We start from the raw sequence: 15,415 nt of genomic DNA on the forward strand, positions 1-15,415 counted from the left end.
GCGTCGAGCGCTCTTCCGGGGCGGGCGGGCGCGGGCCGCGCAGGCGGTGTGTTACCGCCCGAGTTCCTGCTTGATGCGGTTGTAGAGGTCCGGGTTGACCTTCGCGCCGAAGGCGTCGTGCGCGGACTGCGCGGCGGCGGCGATGGGCGCGGTGTCGGGATGGGTGACCTTGAGGCCGGCGGCCTCCATCTTCTTCAGCATCTCGTCGGTGCGGGTGCGGACCAGCTCGTTCTCATAGGCCGTGGCCGCATTGGCCGCCTCGGCGACGATCTTCTGCTGTTCCGGGGTCAGCTGGTTCCAGCGCATCTCGCTGATGACCAGCGTCACATATTCATATTTGTGGTTGGTGAAGGCGAGGTTCGACTGCACCTCGTTGATGCGCCCGCCATAGATGAAGGGGATCGGGTTTTCCTGCGCCTCGATGACGCGCTGTTCGAGGCCGGTATAGACCTCGCTCCACGCCATCGGGGTCGGGTTGGCGCCGATGGCGCGCCAGGTGGTGACCATGGCGGGAATTTCCGGCACGCGGATCTTCAGGCCCTTGAGGTCGTCAAGACCGTTGATCGGCTTGTTCGCCGTCACCTGCCGCGAGCCGCGCTCCCACCAGTCGAGAATGCGGACATTGGCGCTGGAGAGCACATTGCCGGCGATCTCCTCGCCGATCTTGCCCTTCACCACCTTGTTGAACTCGTCCTGCGACTTGAACAGATAGGGCAGTTCCAGCAGCTGGATCGAGGGCGCGAAATTGCCGAGCACGCCGGCGATGAGGCCGAAATCGACCGTGCCCATCTGCATGCCCTCGACGAGGTCGCGGTCACCGCCGAGCGTCGAGTTCGGGTAGATGGTGAGCGTGATGGTGCCGTTGGAGCGCTTTTCCAGCTCTTCCTTGAACTTCTGCGCGCCGAGATGCCACAGATCCTGCTCGGACTGGATGTGGCCGAGCTTGAGGTTCAGCACGTCCTGGGCGAGGGCGGGCGCCGGCGCGGCCGCGAGGGCGAGGGCGGAAGCGGCGGAGAAGACCGCCAGCTTCAGCATCTTCACGGTGGTGTTCAACAAGTCACGTCCTCCTTTTGATCTTATGATTGTGCAGCCCGCGCCGGAGCGGCGGGCCGCGGCTTCAGTGGCCGCGCAGAACGGCGTCGGCCTCGGCGAAGAAATCCACGCCGCCGAAATTTCCGGACTTGAGCGCAAGGGCCAGCGGCCTTCCGCCGGCCGCAACGGTGCGCAAAGCGGGCGCGCCGGGGGCGATTTCCGGCCCGATCTCCAGCGAGGTCAGGTCCAGCCCCTCGACCACGGCGCCCGAGGTCTCGCCGCCGGCCACGACGAGACGCCCCACGCCGCCCGCGACCAGGGCTCGGGCGATGGCGGCGAAGAGCGTCTCGATGGCCGCCGCGACAGTTTCGCGGCCATGGGTGTTCTGGGCCCGCCGGACCTCTTCCGGATCGGCGGAGGAGAAGACCAGCGGGCGCGCGGCCTGCGCCAGTGCCCAGGCGGCGATCTCCTGGGCGTCGAGCCGCCCGGCCACGGCGTCATCGGCATTGATCTCGAACAGCGGCAGGCCGGCCTCGCGATGGCGGGCGACCTGGCCGCGCGTGGCGGTGGAGCAGGAGCCGGAGAGCACGACGCAGGCGCCTTCCACCCCCTGCCAGGCGCTGCCTTCGCCCGACAACAGGCCCTTGCGGCGGAAATTCTCCGGCAGGCCCATGGCGATGCCGGAACCGCCGGTGACGAGCGGGGCGCCGTCCAGCGCCGCGCCGATTTCCATCAGATCGGCGTCGGACAGCGCGTCGACCACGATCAGCCGCGCCCCTTCCGCGTCGGCGCGGGTGAGCGCCTCCGCGATGGCGTCCGCCCCCTGGCGCACGGCGGCGAAGCCGACATGGCCGACCTTCATGTCGGTCTGCCGCGCCAGAAAGCGGCGGATATCCGCATCCGTCATCGGGTTGAGCGGGTGATGCTCCATGCCGCTCTCGTTCAGCAGCCGGTCCTGCACGAAGAGGTGGCCCTGATAGAGGGTGCGGCCGGCGCCGGGAAACACCGGGCAGACCACGACCTTGCGCGCATCCAGCGCCTGCGCCAGCGCCGCCGCCACCGGGCCGATATTGCCTTCGGGCGTGCTGTCGAAGGTCGAGCAATATTTGAACAGGAACTGCGTGCAGCCCTGCGCCTTCAGCCAGTCCAGCGCCGCCAGCGACTGGGCGATGGCGTCCTTGGCCGGGATGCTGCGCGATTTCAGCGCCACCACGCCGGCCTCGACGCCGGCGTCGGCCGGGCCGGTCGGCACGCCGGAATATTGCGTCACCCGCATGCCCTGCTTGGACAGGGTGTTGGCGAGATCGCTGGAGCCGGTGAAGTCGTCGCCAATGCAGCCGAGAAGCATGTTCAGAGCCTTTGCAAAAAGACGGAGCGGACGGGCGTTGCGCTTGGAGCGTTTTCGAGCGAAGTGGATGCCGGTTCGCGTGAAGAAAACGCGACAAAACAAAGAATTAGATCATTTCACTGTTTCCGTGACACGGTGAAATGATCTAGGCGGGGTCGGGTGTCTGGGCGCGCATGTCCCAATAAGTCTTGATCACTGTTTCGAGGTGTTCGCGCATCGCCGCTTCCGCCCGGTCGGCGTCGCGGTCGCGAATAGCTTCGAAAATGTGCCGGTGCGCCGCCATCGCCTTGCCGAGACCGTCGGGATGGCTCAGCGAGAAGCGGCGCTGTTCTTCGAGCAGTTCGAGAACGACGTGGTAGAGCGCGTCGAGCAGCGGGTCGTCGGCAATGCGGGCGATGCGGTGGTGGAACGCATCGTCGCTGGCAGAGAAGGCCGGTATGTCGCCGGCACTGGCCTCATTCACGCGCAGCAGCGCTTCGAGCTCGGCGATGTCCTGTTCGGTCGCCAGCCGCACCGCCTCGCGCGCCAGCGCCACCTCGACGAAGATGCGGGTGTGCTGGAACTGGCGGATGCCTTCCGGCCGGGCGACGAGCATGCGCGCCGCGCCGGTGAGAAGCTGCAAGAGGTCGCGCGGGTCCGGCTCGGTGACGCGGGTGCGGTCGCCATTGGAGACAGACAGCATCCCGGTCTTGCTGAGCCAGAGCAGCGCCTCGCGCACGGCGGGGCGGCCGACGCCATAATGCGCCATAAGCTCCCGCTCGGAGGGCAGCTTGTCGCCGACGCTCAATTCGCCCGACAGCACCCGCGCCTCGATGTCCTTGGCGATCTTGTCGGACAGCCGGTCGCGACGCAGATGAGCCGGGGTGCCGAATCCGCTCATGCGCCGAGCTTGCCCGCGATCTCGCGCTTGGCGGCGACGATGCCGGCGAGGAAGCTGTCGCGCCATTTACGCCGCGCCGGCAGGCCTTCCGCGGGAACGGCGGCGCGCATCTTCGCCTCGATGGCGGCGACGAGTTCCGGCGTCCATTCGCGCGGGTCGGCCTGTTCCTTGGCGAGGCCGTAATACATCGGCCCGAGATTGGCGCAGTATTCCGACACGCCCTTGGCGGCGTTGAGATCGATGGTGGCGAAGGGGCCCATGAAGCACCAGCGCAGGCCGAGCCCGTCCGCCACCGCCGCATCGACCTCGGCCGGGGTGCAGATGCCGTCCTCGACCAGCCGGAAGGCCTCGCCCAGCAGCGCGCTCTGCAGCCGGTTGACGACGAAGCCGTTGATCTCGCGGGTCAGGGTGATCGGGCTCTGGCCGACGTCGGCCATCAGATTGCGGGTGAAGTCGAGCGTTTCCGTCGCGGTCCAGGGGGCGGGGATCAGCTCCACCAGCGGGATGAGATGCGGCGGGTTGATCGGGTGCGCCACCAGGCAGCGCGCGGCATTGGCGAGACCTTCGGTGAACACCGAGGCCGGGAAGCCGGAGGTGGAGCTGCCGATGATGGTGGTGGGCGCCACCAGCGCGTCCATCTCGCGATAGAGCTCCTGCTTGATCGGCAGCCGTTCCGGCGCGCTTTCCTGCACATAGTCGGCGCCGGCGAGCGCGTCGGCGAGGCTGTCGGCGATGCGGCAGCGGGCGGCGAGGGCGGGATCGGCCGCGCGCACGAAGTCCAGCGCCGCCTCGGCGGCGGCCGGGGTGCGGTCGTAAATGGCGAGTTCATGCCCGGCGCGGGCGAACACCAGGGACCAGGACGAGCCCACCACGCCGCAGCCGACGATCGCAATCTTCATGTTCACTGCCCTCTCAACACACGCGGCGGCGGCCCGGCCTATGTCGCTTCCTCCCGGCCGCAGGGCTCGGGGCGCGAACATTCGTTCCGCCGTCTGATCACTTGGTCTGGTATGACAGGTTGATAGACTGATCGTCAACCTATTGTCGGACTCAAATTTTCGGATCCGCGATTCCGCTGTTACCGGGAGGCGGGAGGGAGGATGGGGAGGGGGAGGCGGCACCAAAAAGAAACCGCCGCCCGGCGGGTGCGGGGCGGCGGCGAAGCGTCCGGCGATAAGGGTGAGGCGCAGGTCTCAGGCGGTGCCCGGCCCAAGCCACAGGGCGGAAGCCACGGGTATGTCGACCCAGACGCGATCGCCGATCTCATAGGGTGCGCGCAGTCCGGGCTGGAACACCTCGTCGACGGTGATCTCCTGCCCGCCGACCTCGATGCCGAAGCGGATCACGCTGCCGAGGAATTCGCGCCGGCTGATCGCGCCCTCGAAGGCGCAGGCCCCGGCCGGTTTTTCCCTCGCCAGACGGGCGACCTGCGGGCGGAACACCAGCCGGGCGTCGGCCGGTACCTCGGCACCCGCCGCGATGGGCAGACGCAGGCCGCCGAGGGTTTCGAACTGCCGCGCCGCGCCAGTGCCCGTGACCTTGCCTTCCAGCACATTGGCCGTGCCGAGGAAGGTGGCGACGAACAGATTGGCCGGGCGTTCATACAGTTCCACCGGCGTGCCGACCTGCTGCACCACCCCCTCATTCATCACGGCGATGCGGTCGCAGACCGTGTTCGCCTCTTCCTGGTCATGGGTGACGAAGATGGTGGTGAGGCCGAGCCGCTGCTGCAGGTCGCGCAATTCGCGGCGCACCTGCACCCGCATCTTGGCGTCGAGATTGGACAGCGGCTCGTCGAGCAGCAGCACCTTGGGCTCGATGACCACGGTGCGCGCCAGCGCGACGCGCTGCTGCTGGCCGCCGGAAAGCTGGGACGGCCGGCGCTCGGCGAGATGGCCGAGCCCGACGATCTCCAGCGCCGCCGCCACCCGGCGCTGGATCTCGCCGCGCTTCACGCCGCGCTCCTCCAGCCCGAAGGCGACGTTCCTGGCGACCGTCATGTGCGGCCACAGCGCGTAGCTCTGGAACACCAGCCCGACATCGCGCTTCCACGGCGGCAGGTTGCTGATGTCGCGCCCGCCAACGACGACACGCCCCGTATCGGGGGTGTTGAAGCCGGCGATGAGGCGCAAAAGCGTGGTCTTGCCGCAGCCGGAGGGGCCGAGAAAGGCGAAGAACTCGCCGGGCTTGATGTCGAGATTGACGTTCTTCAGCACATGGTTGCTGCCATAGGAGAGGTTCACCCCCTCAATGTGCAGGTCGAGCGCCGCCGTGTTGAGGACGGCCGCGGCGCTGGCGTCGATGGCGTGAGCGTTCATCGGGCGGCCCCCGTGGTCTTCTGGTTGCGGTCAATGATGTAGTGGGAGATCAGCGTGCAGGCGGCGACCAGCAGCACGGCGATGACACCGAGCGCCGCGCCGGGCCCGCGACCGGCGGCGGACTGCATGAACACATACAGGCCATAGGCCAGCGGGGCGTCGGCATTGGACTGCACCAGCATCAGCGTGGCGGAGAGTTCCACCGCCGCCGTGGCGAAGCTGGTGACGAAGCCGGCGAGGATGCCGCCGGTCATCAGCGGCACCACGACGCGCCGCACGGTGCGCGACTTGGTGGCGCCGAGATTTTCCGCCGCCTCCTCCAGCGAGACGGAAATCTGCTGCAGCGCGGCGTAGCAGGCGCGCAGCGCATAGGGCAGGCGGCGGATCGCCAGCGCGATGACCAGCACGATCCACAGCGTCGCCAGCGGCGTGCCGTCGGGCAGGCGGATGTCGTAGAAGGTGCGCAGATAGCCGATGCCGAGCACCACGCCCGGCACGGCGAGCGCGGCGGTGGCCGCCCAGTCCAGCCAGTGGCGGCCGATCAGCTTGGTGCGCAGCACCAGATAGGCGATGGCGGTGCCGACCACCACGTCGATCCCGCCGGCGATGGAGGCGTAGATCAGCGTGTTCTTGATATAGACCGAGCTTTCCCCGAACACCCTGGAGTAATGGGCGAGGGTGAAGCCGTCCGGCAGCGGGCTGAACGACCAGATGGTGGCGAAGGACAAAAGCAGCAGGCCGAGATGCGGCGCCAGCACCAGCGCCAGGATGAGGCCGACGACGCCATAGGCAACCACCTGCTCCCACGGGCGCATGCGGCGCTTGGCGAGCCCGCCGCCGCCGCGCTGGGTGGTGGCGTAGTCGCGGCCGCGCAGCGCCAGCGCCGACACCCACATGGCGAACACCGACACCACGATGAGCACCACCGCGATGACATAGCCCATGGGATCGGTGATGCCGATGGAGGTGACGCGCAGATAGGCCTGCGGCGCCAGCATGTCCTTCACATTCAGCAGCAGCGGCGTGGCGAGGTCGTCGAACACCTTGACGAAGACCAGCGAGGCGCCGGCGACATAGCCGGGCATGGCGAGCGGCAGCACGATGCGCCGGAACATCCGTATGCCGGAGGAGCCGAGATTCTGCGCCGCCTCTTCCATCGAACGGTCGATGTTGCGCAGCGCGGCGGAGAGGTTGATCAGGATGAAGGGGAAATAGTGGATGGCCTGGACGAAGATGACGCCGTTCAGCCCTTCCATGAACGGGATGCGGAAGCCGAAATACTCGTTCAGCAGCAGGTTGACCGAGCCGTTGCGGCCGAACAGCAGCTGCATCGCCACCGCGCCGACGAAGGGCGGCATGATCAGTGGCACGAAGCCCAGCGTCTGGATGATCAGCGCGCCGCGAAACTCGAAGCGGGTGGTGATGTAGGCCAGCGGCAGCGCGAACAGCGAGGCCAGCCCCACCGTCATCGCCGAGACGTAGAACGAGTTCCAGAACGACCGCATGAACAGGTCGGTGCGGAAGAAATCGACGAAATTGATCAGGGTGAAGCCGCCGCTGCCCTTCTCGGTGAAGGCGACATAGATCACGGACCCGACCGGCACCAGAAGGAAGGCCAGCAGGAAGGCCGTCAGCCCCAGCGCCAGGGCGATCTGGCCGGGGGTTCCCGGCAGCCGCCAGCGGCGCGCCGGGGCCTGGGTGAAGGCGAGCGACATGCAACACGCTCCAGCTATGGCGTGGAAGGACGGGACGCGGCGTCGCCGCGTCCTATGGGCGTGGAAGGACGGGACGCGGCGTCGCCGCATCCTATGGGCGTGGAAGGAGGGGACGCGGCGTCGCCGCCGCGTCCTATGCGGGGAAGCTCAGGCGGGCGCGGCTCAGTTGGCGAGCGTGGCGGCTTCCGCGACCTTGGCCTTCGCCTTGGCGTAGTGCTCCTTGGCGAAGCCGGCCCATTGCTGCTCGATCTCGGCCTGGCGGGCGCCCTTCTCCTTGCCGCCGCTGAACGCCGCCAGCACTTCCTTGCTCGACGCCTGCTCCTCGTTGACCGGCATGGCGCCGATCAGCGCGCGCGCTTCCTTGATCAGGGCGCGGGCCTGCGGGTTGTCCTTGGCCGCGAGCTTGGCCTCGACCTCATGGATCGACTTGGTAACGGCCTTCAGATCGTTCAGCTGGAAGGAGATGAGCTGGTCGAACAGCGTGTCGACCACGGCGGTGCGCTGGCCCGACTTCTCGACATCGAACATCGTCATCGACTTGAAGCGCGGGTCGGTGAAGGGATTGGGGTAGCCCTCCGGCGCCTTGGCATAGACGGCGGGGTTAACCGGCAGGCGGCGGATGCTGGGTTCCAGCAGCACTTCCTGGCCGGCGGGCGAGAGCAGGAAGTTGACGAATTTCTGCGCGTTGGCGGCGTTCGGGGCGTTGGCGACGATGCCGACATTGGCCGGCACCACGGTGGTGACGGTGGGGTAGACGAACTTCACCGGAAAGCCCGAACCCTGGGCGGAGAAGGCGAAGAAATCGATGACGATGCCGTAGCCGACCTGGCCGGAATTCACCGCCTCCGGCACGCCGAAGGAGCGTTCGGTGATGGTCTGGAAGTTGCCGGCCATGTCCTTGATGGTCTGCCAGCCCTTGTCCCAGCCTTCGCCCTGCAGGATCGTCTCGATGGTCAGGTGCGTGGTGCCCGAACGCGCGGGCGAGGCGATGGCGACATGGTCGTAATAGGGCGCGGCGGCGAGGTCGTTCCACTCCTTCGGCTCGGGCAGTTCATTGGCCCCGACATAGCGGGTGTTCCACATGATGCCGTAGCCCGACGCCGCAAAGCCGAAATAATAGCCCTCGGGATCGTTGATGGGATAAGCGCCGATCTTCTCGGGGATGCCTTCCGCCGAGGGGGTGAATTTCTGCAGCAGCTGCTTGGACTTCAGCACCTCGAAGGCGTCCGGCGCCGAGGCCCAGAACAGGTCCGCCTGCGGGTTGGAGCGGGTTTCGTCGAGATATTTCACGCCCGCATTGGTGTTGCGGTTCTGCACGTCGAGCGAAATGCCGGGATTGGCCTTCTCGAACGCGGCCTTGATCGGGTCGGTGACATCCTTGGAGAAGGAGGTGACGACGGTGACCTTGCCGGACTGCGCCAGCACCGCCGGGGCGGCGGCGAAGGAGGCGAGCGCAAGGGTGGCCGCGAGGGCGGCGGAACGGATCATGGCGTATCTCCCAAAAGTCTGTTTGGCGGCCCGAAGGCAGCGCGGGGCTCTCCGCAACCCGCGTGCCAGATGGGCAGCTTTGGGATAAGCAATTGATCTATCGAAAATTTACGAGCGCTTCCGCCGCTCTGCCGCACGGGGATGGGTCATCGCGGTAACGCCGCCGGCCGGGCGGATGGGTCATGAAGGTAACATCGCGGCGCGCCGTCTGCGCCGCGCGCCGCCGGCGCGTCAGTCCTCGACCGCGTCGCGTTCCAGCCCGTGCTTGCGCATTTTGAGATAGAGCGTCTTGCGCGAGATGCCGAGCGCTTCCGCGCATTGGCCGACCCGCCCGCCGTGGCGGGCCAGCGCCTCGGCAAGGAGCTGGCGCTCGGCGGCGTCCATCATCGCTTCGAGGCTCGTCCCGCCCGCCGGCATCGGGGCCGGCGGCGGAGGGAAGGCATCCGGCGCGCCCGCTTCCTCCAGCCCCAGCACATGGCGCTCGGCGGCGTTACGCAATTCGCGCACATTGCCCGGCCAGGGCCGGCGCATCAGCGCAGCGAGCGCGGCTGGCTCCACCGGGCGGGCCGGCACGCCGTCGCGCGCGGCCACGGCCTCGACGAAGTGGCGGAACAGGGCCGGAATGTCCTCGCGCCGGTCGCGCAGCGGCGGCAGGCGGACGGTGACCGTATTGAGCCGGTAGACCAGATCCTCGCGAAACCGCCCTTCGTCCGCCAGCGCCAGCAGGTCGACCTTGGTGGCGGCGATCACGCGGATATCGACCTTGATCTCCGCATTCGAGCCCAGCCGCTCGATGCTGCGCTCCTGCAGCGCCCGCAGCAGCCGCGTCTGTGCCGCCAGCGGCATGGATTCGATCTCGTCGAGGAACAGCGTACCCTTGTGCGCGTGCTCGATCTTGCCGATGCGCCGCTCGCGCGCGCCGGTGAAGGCGCCGGCCTCATGGCCGAAAAGCTCGCTCTCGATCATGTTCTCGGGGATGGCGGCGCAGTTGACGGCGACGAAGCGCCCGGCGCGGCGGCGGCCGAAATCGTGCAGAGCGCGCGCCGCCATTTCCTTGCCGGTGCCGGTCTCGCCGAAGATCAGCACATCGGTGCGGGTGTCGGCGAGCACGGCGAGGGTGCGGCGCAGGCGCTGCATCGGCTCGGCGCGGCCGATGAGCCGGGCGGCCCACACATCCTCCGCCGCCGCGTCGTCGCGGGCGGCCTCCTCGCGCAGGGCGCGGTTTTCCAGCACCAGACGGCGCTGCTCCAGCGCGCGCCGCACCGTCTCCACCAGCAGCACCGGGTCCGCCGGCTTCTCGATGAAGTCCCACGCCCCGGCGCGCAGGGCGCGCAGCGCCATCGGCACATCGCCATGGCCGGTGATCAGCAGCACGGGAATGTCGGCGTCGAGCCGGCGCACCGCGTCGAGAAAGGCGAATCCGTCCATGCCGGGCATGCGCACATCCGAGACCACGACACCCTCGAAGCCGGGCGACAGCAGCTTGAGCGCCGCCGCCGCACCGGCGACCGGCAGCACGGCGAGGCCGTCGAGTTCCAGCGTCTGGCCATAGGCGTGGCGGACCTCGGCGTCGTCGTCCACCAGCACGATGTCAGGCGCCGCGCTCATGCCGCCTCGCTCAGCTCGATGGCGAAGAGGCTCCCGGCGGGCGAGCTGCGCTTCAGCAGCAGCCGGCCGCCGAAATCGCGGATGATGTTGAAGGACAGCGACAGGCCGAGGCCAAGGCCCGAGCCCGGCGGCTTGGTGGTGAAGAACGGGTCGAAAATGTCCGAGCGCTGCGCGTCCCCGATTCCCGTGCCGCTGTCGGCGATCTCGATGCTCACATGCTCTCCCTCGCGGTGGGCGCGGATCTCGATCCGGCGCGTGGCCGCGTCGTGAACCGCGTCCATCGCATTGGCGATGAGATTGACCAGCACCTGTTCGAGCCGCACCTCCTCGGCGCGGACCCGCAGCCCCGGCGGCACCGCCCGTAGCACCTCGATGCGCTCATCGGCAATGCGCTGGGCGAACAGCGACAGCGCGCCCTCGACCACATGCTCAAGATCGACCGCGCCGAGGGCGGGCTCCGGCCGGCGGGCGAAGCGCTTGAGATGCGCGATGCTCTGCGCCATGCGGACGGTGAGCCCTTCGATGCGGGCGAGACTTTCCGCCGCGTCGTCCCCGCGCCCGCGCTTCAGCAGCACGGCGCCGTTATGCGCGTGCGAGCGGATGGCGGCGAGCGGCTGGTTCAGCTCGTGCCCGATGCCCGCCGCCATCTGGCCGAGCGCGGCCAGCTTGGCGGACTGCACCAGCTCGTCGCGCGTCTGGCGGAAGATGACGAGGGCGCGGGCGAGTTCGTCCAGCTCGTCGGCGCCGAAATAGCCCTGCGCCTTGGCCGCCGGCAGTTCCACCGCGCCGCCGCCGGCGATGGCCCCGGCGGCGAGGGTGAGCCGCTCCAGCCGGGCGATGAGGCTGCGCCGGACATAGAACCAGCCCACCAGCACCGCGACGCCGAGCGAAAGCCCGGCAATGGCGAGCAGCAGGCCGCGCCCGATGACGATGGCTTCCGCCGCGCGGGCGGCGGCGGCGCGCGCATCGGTCTCGATCTGCCGCGCCACGGTGCCGATGCTGCCGCCGAGTTCGGCGGCGAGATCGCGGCTGGTGGCGAGCCGCGCCTGGCCTTCCTCCGACGCGGCGATCTCCGCCATGCGCAGCCCCGGCAGGCCGCTTTCCGCCTCGGCGAGCGCGGCGAGGCGGCCGACGATCTGGCGCACGGTGATGCTGTCCGCCCAGCCCTGCAGCCGCTTGGCCTCGACCACGAGTTCGTCCACCGCCTCGCCGAGGAAATGCCCGGTCTGGCGCAGATCCTCGGTCACCCGCACGCTCGCCACCTGGCCGAGAAGGCCGATGGCGAGATGCGCCTGCGCGCTCAGGGCGAGGATGGCCTCGGTCTTGGAGGTCTCGTCGCGCAGGATGCGCTGCGCCGCCTGCCCGGCCTCGCCCGCCTGCCCCGCCTGGGCGAGGGCGGCGTGGATGTTGAAGCGCGCGTCTTCCACCAGCGGCTCGACCTCGTCGACGAGATCGGCCTGCAGCCAGCGCAGTTCCTCGACGATGGCGCGGGTGCGGGCCTCGATGTCGAAGCGGCGGCGGGCGGCGGCGTCCACCGCGTCGAGCGTGGTGCCGAGCGCCTCCACCAGCCGGCGGAGCGCACCGAAGCCCTGCGCGCCTTCGCGCGACGGCGCGGTCTCCAGCAGGCGGCCGAGAGCGCCGAGCCGCTCGCGCGCCCGCTCCATGGCGCGGTCATGGTCGTCGCGGCGCTCGGCGGTGGCGAGTTCGGTGGCGGCGGCGGTGAGGCGCCCGCCCGCCTGCGACAGCTGCGCGGCGAAGACCAGCGCCGGCACATGGCCGCGCGCGGTGGAATCGAGTTCCGACGACAGCCGGGCATAGGACAGCCAGCCGACCAGGCAGGCGATGACCGCCAGCCCGCCCACGCCGATGAAGGCGAGCAGCAGCCGCCCGCCAATGCCGAAACGGCGCTCCCCGCTCATGGCGCGCCTCTCCCCGCGCGCAGCGCCGGCAGCCGCCCGTCCTCCACCAGGAGGCGCCGGGCAGTCTCGGCGGCGGCGCGCGCCTCGGCGAGATTGGCGGCGGCCCAGCGCTGGATGCGGCCGGTGAGCGCCGCCTGTTCCGGCGCGGCGGGCAGGCCGCGCGGCACGCGCACCAGCTTCACCCCGGCGGCGAGGCGCGTGGCTTCCGCCTCATTGAACGGCATCTGCCGCAGCAGCGCCCGCGCCCGCGTCACCTCGCGCGCGGCCTCGGTGTGCGGCGTGGGGAGCAGGGCGGCCTCCACCTCATAGACGGTGCGCCAGATGTCGGTGGCGTCACTGAGCGGGAAGGTGATCAGCTCGTCGAACAGGATGTTGACCAGTTCGTAGCGCTGCGCCGAGCGGCCGGCATCGAAGCTCCAGGTCGCCGCCTCGTCGTTCTGCGCGAAGGGATTGGGCCCGACGGTCGCCCCCTCGGCATAGAATTCCGGGCGGATGGGCTGGCGGTCGATGCGGGGGTCGAGCAGCAGGCGCTGACCGGGCACGGACAGCAGGAAATCGACGAAGGCGTTCGCCGCCTCGCGGTTCACCGCGTCCTTGAGCAGGGCGATGCTGGCGGGGGTGAACACCTTCTGATCGGGAAAGCTGAAGCGCACCGGCCCGGCATCGAGTCCGCCCGGCCGCGCCAGGAAATCGATGGTAATGCCGACCCCGAACCGCCCGCGCGACACGCCCGCCGCCACGCCGAAGCTGCGGGCGGTGACGGTGGCGAGATTGCCGCCGACCTGCCGCCACACCGCCCAGCCCTCATCCCAGCCCTGCGACTGCAGCAGCGCCTCGACCATCAGATGCGTCGTGCCCGAGCGGGAGGGCGAGGAGAGGCCGACATGGCCGTGATAGACCGGCGCGGTGAGATCGCGCCAGCGCTGCGGCACGCCGAGCCGGTGGCGCTCCAGATAGGCCTCGTTCCACACCACGCCATAGCCCGACAGCGCGAAGCCGAGATAGAGGCCGGAGGGATCGTTGACGGGATAGCCCGCCACCACCGGCGGCGTGCCGGTGTCGCGCGGAGCGAGCGGTGCGAGCCGGCCTTCCAGCTTCAGCAATTCGAACGCATCCGGCGCCGAGGCCCAGAACAGATCGGCATCGAGCCGCTCGCCGCCGGTGATCAGCGCCACGGCGGCGGTGGTCTTGCGCTGCACGAACTCGACCTCGATGTCCGGCCGCGCCGCCCGGAATGCCGTGCGGTAAAGCTCGATCATGGAGGGAGGAAACGAGGTGACGATACGCAGGGGGCGAGCTGAGGCCGGCACCGCCTGCGCGATCAGCAGGCACAGGCCGATAAGGGCCAGAGCCGATATGCGGTGCTTCACCGCCTTCTCCCGGAGTGTGACGTTTCTTGTTGCGCCACCATCGCCGCTGAGCCCGGCCGCCGCAAGCTTTGCCGGCAATCCCTTCCCGGCAATGCCTTTTTCAGGCCCTGGCGGTCGGCGGCTCAGCCCGGCGCGTTCAGCGCGCGCAGCACCAGCGAGCCGGCCAGGGTGAGCATGACGAGCCCGACTCCGGCATCGAGCACCCGCCAGGCCGCCGGCCTTGCGAAGAGCGGGCGCAGCAGCCTGGCGCCATAGCCGAGCGTGGCGAACCAGAGAAAGCTCGCCAGCGCCGCGCCGGCAACGAAGACCGGGCGCGCCGCCTCCGGCTGGGCGGCGCCGGCCGCGCCCATCAGCAGCACCGTGTCGAGATAGACATGCGGGTTGAGCAAAGTGAAGCCGGCGGTGGCGAGCAGCGCGCGGGCCAGCGTGGTGCCGGCCGACGCATCGACCACCATCGCGTCCGTCGCCGCCATGCGCCGCAGCGCCTGCACCCCATACCAGCCGAGAAAGCCGGCGCCGCCCAGCGCCAGCGCCGTGGCGAGCTGCGGCAGGGCGTTGAGGAAGGCGCCGAGCCCGCCGACGCCCGCGCCGATGAGCAGCGCGTCGGCGGTGCCGCAGAACAGCACGATCGGACCCACATGTTCGCGCCGCAACCCCTGGCGCAGCACGAACAGGTTCTGCGCGCCGATGGCGATGATCAGCGCGCCCGAGAGCAGAAAGCCGGTGAGGAAGGGCAGGAATGCAGGCGCGAGGGGCTGTGTCATGCCGTCTTGGTGGCGCGCGACGCCTGCCCAAGTAAAACTTGTTCTGCTAAGCCTGATGAAGCAAAACTTCATCATGCTGGATTACCCTTCGCTTGCCGCCGTCGCCGCCGTGGTGCGGGAAGGCACGTTCGAGCGCGCCGCCGCCGCGCTCGGCATCACGCCCTCGGCGGTGTCGCAGCGCGTGCGCGGGCTGGAGGAACGGCTCGGCGCCATCCTCATCGTGCGCGGCCAGCCCTGCCTGCCGACCGCGCTCGGGCGCACGCTGTGCGCCCATCTCGACCGGGTGCGGCTGCTGGAGCACGACCTCGCGCCGGCGCTCGGCCCCTCGGTCGGGGCGGGCGAGCGCCTCACTGTGCCGGTGGCGGTGAATGCCGACAGTCTCGCCACCTGGTTTCCCACGGCGGCCGCAGCCTTCGCCCGCGCGACGCAGGCGACGCTCGACATCGCGCTCGACGACGAGGCCCACACCGCCGCGCGGCTGCGCAGCGGCGAGGTGCTGGCCGCCGTCACCGCCGAGCGCGAGCCCGTGCCGGGCTGCCGGACGCTCCCGCTCGGGGCGCTGGCCTATGCCGCCTGTGCCAGCCCGGATCTTGTCGCGCGGTGTTTCCCGCACGGCGTCACCGCGTCGGCATTGGAGGCCGCGCCCTGCCTGCGCTTCGACCGGCGGGATTTCCTGCAGGTACGCTGGGCGCAGGCCGCGCTGGGGGTGGAACGGCTCGGCCCGGTGCATTGGGTGCCGTCCACCCATGGCTTTCTCGACCTGACGCGGCTGGGGCTCGGCTGGGGCCTGCACCCCTTGGTGATGGTCGAGGCGGATATCGACGCCGGCCGCCTCATCGAGCTGGTGCCGGGCCGGCGCAGCGAGGTGCCGCTGTACTGGACCGCGACCCGCCTGCATGCCGGGGCGCTGAGCCGGCTGACAAGCGCGGTGCGGGCGGCGGCGGGCACCGTGCTGCGCCGCTGAGGGCGGGTG

The 15,415-nt window shown here is 69.7% G+C and carries 12 protein-coding genes; 1 reads left to right on the plus strand and 11 read right to left on the minus strand.

Annotated features, from left to right (window positions below):
- Positions 1 to 51: 51 nt before the first annotated feature.
- The 11 genes from J2S75_RS06195 to J2S75_RS06245 form a co-directional block, all read right to left on the minus strand.
- Positions 52 to 1,056, minus strand: a complete 1,005-nt coding sequence (locus J2S75_RS06195; protein ID WP_307018940.1) for a TRAP transporter substrate-binding protein — start codon at positions 1,054 to 1,056, stop codon at positions 52 to 54.
- Positions 1,057 to 1,117: 61 nt separating this feature from the next.
- The gene (otnK, locus tag J2S75_RS06200; RefSeq protein ID WP_307018941.1) at positions 1,118 to 2,380 is read right to left on the minus strand and encodes a 3-oxo-tetronate kinase; all 1,263 of its coding nucleotides are present in this window, start codon (positions 2,378 to 2,380) and stop codon (positions 1,118 to 1,120) included.
- A 145-nt stretch (positions 2,381 to 2,525) separates the two neighbouring features.
- Positions 2,526 to 3,260, minus strand: a complete 735-nt coding sequence (locus tag J2S75_RS06205; RefSeq protein WP_307018942.1) for an FCD domain-containing protein — start codon at positions 3,258 to 3,260, stop codon at positions 2,526 to 2,528.
- Positions 3,257 to 4,159, minus strand: coding sequence for a 3-hydroxyacyl-CoA dehydrogenase (locus J2S75_RS06210; protein ID WP_307019159.1), 903 nt, complete (start codon positions 4,157 to 4,159; stop codon positions 3,257 to 3,259). The genes J2S75_RS06205 and J2S75_RS06210 overlap by 4 nt, the downstream gene beginning before the upstream one ends.
- A 294-nt stretch (positions 4,160 to 4,453) precedes the next feature.
- A complete protein-coding gene (locus tag J2S75_RS06215) occupies positions 4,454 to 5,578 on the minus strand; it encodes an ABC transporter ATP-binding protein (RefSeq protein ID WP_307018943.1) in 1,125 nt (374 codons plus the stop codon).
- Positions 5,575 to 7,293 (minus strand): ABC transporter permease, encoded by a 1,719-nt coding sequence (locus J2S75_RS06220; protein WP_307018944.1) that lies wholly within the window; start codon positions 7,291 to 7,293, stop codon positions 5,575 to 5,577. The genes J2S75_RS06215 and J2S75_RS06220 overlap by 4 nt, the downstream gene beginning before the upstream one ends.
- A gap of 162 nt (positions 7,294 to 7,455) precedes the next feature.
- Positions 7,456 to 8,781, minus strand: a complete 1,326-nt coding sequence (locus J2S75_RS06225; RefSeq protein ID WP_307018945.1) for an ABC transporter substrate-binding protein — start codon at positions 8,779 to 8,781, stop codon at positions 7,456 to 7,458.
- A 231-nt stretch (positions 8,782 to 9,012) separates the two neighbouring features.
- The gene (locus J2S75_RS06230; protein ID WP_307018946.1) at positions 9,013 to 10,389 is read right to left on the minus strand and encodes a sigma-54-dependent transcriptional regulator; all 1,377 of its coding nucleotides are present in this window, start codon (positions 10,387 to 10,389) and stop codon (positions 9,013 to 9,015) included.
- Positions 10,386 to 12,308 carry an ATP-binding protein gene (locus J2S75_RS06235; protein WP_307018947.1) on the minus strand — a complete coding sequence of 641 codons (1,923 nt, stop codon included), beginning with the start codon at positions 12,306 to 12,308 and terminating at the stop codon, positions 10,386 to 10,388. The genes J2S75_RS06230 and J2S75_RS06235 overlap by 4 nt, the downstream gene beginning before the upstream one ends.
- The gene (locus J2S75_RS06240) at positions 12,305 to 13,678 is read right to left on the minus strand and encodes an ABC transporter substrate-binding protein (RefSeq protein WP_307018948.1); all 1,374 of its coding nucleotides are present in this window, start codon (positions 13,676 to 13,678) and stop codon (positions 12,305 to 12,307) included. The genes J2S75_RS06235 and J2S75_RS06240 overlap by 4 nt, the downstream gene beginning before the upstream one ends.
- A gap of 122 nt (positions 13,679 to 13,800) precedes the next feature.
- On the minus strand, positions 13,801 to 14,442 hold the full coding sequence (locus J2S75_RS06245) for a LysE/ArgO family amino acid transporter (protein WP_307018949.1): 642 nt from the start codon (positions 14,440 to 14,442) through the stop codon (positions 13,801 to 13,803).
- A gap of 73 nt (positions 14,443 to 14,515) precedes the next feature.
- On the opposite strand from J2S75_RS06245, the gene J2S75_RS06250 reads away from it, so the two are divergent.
- Positions 14,516 to 15,406, plus strand: coding sequence for a LysR family transcriptional regulator ArgP (locus J2S75_RS06250; protein WP_307018950.1), 891 nt, complete (start codon positions 14,516 to 14,518; stop codon positions 15,404 to 15,406).
- Positions 15,407 to 15,415 lie beyond the last annotated feature (9 nt).

It is taken from the genome of Ancylobacter polymorphus (assembly GCF_030813495.1).
Classification (GTDB): Bacteria; Pseudomonadota; Alphaproteobacteria; order Rhizobiales; family Xanthobacteraceae; genus Ancylobacter; species Ancylobacter polymorphus.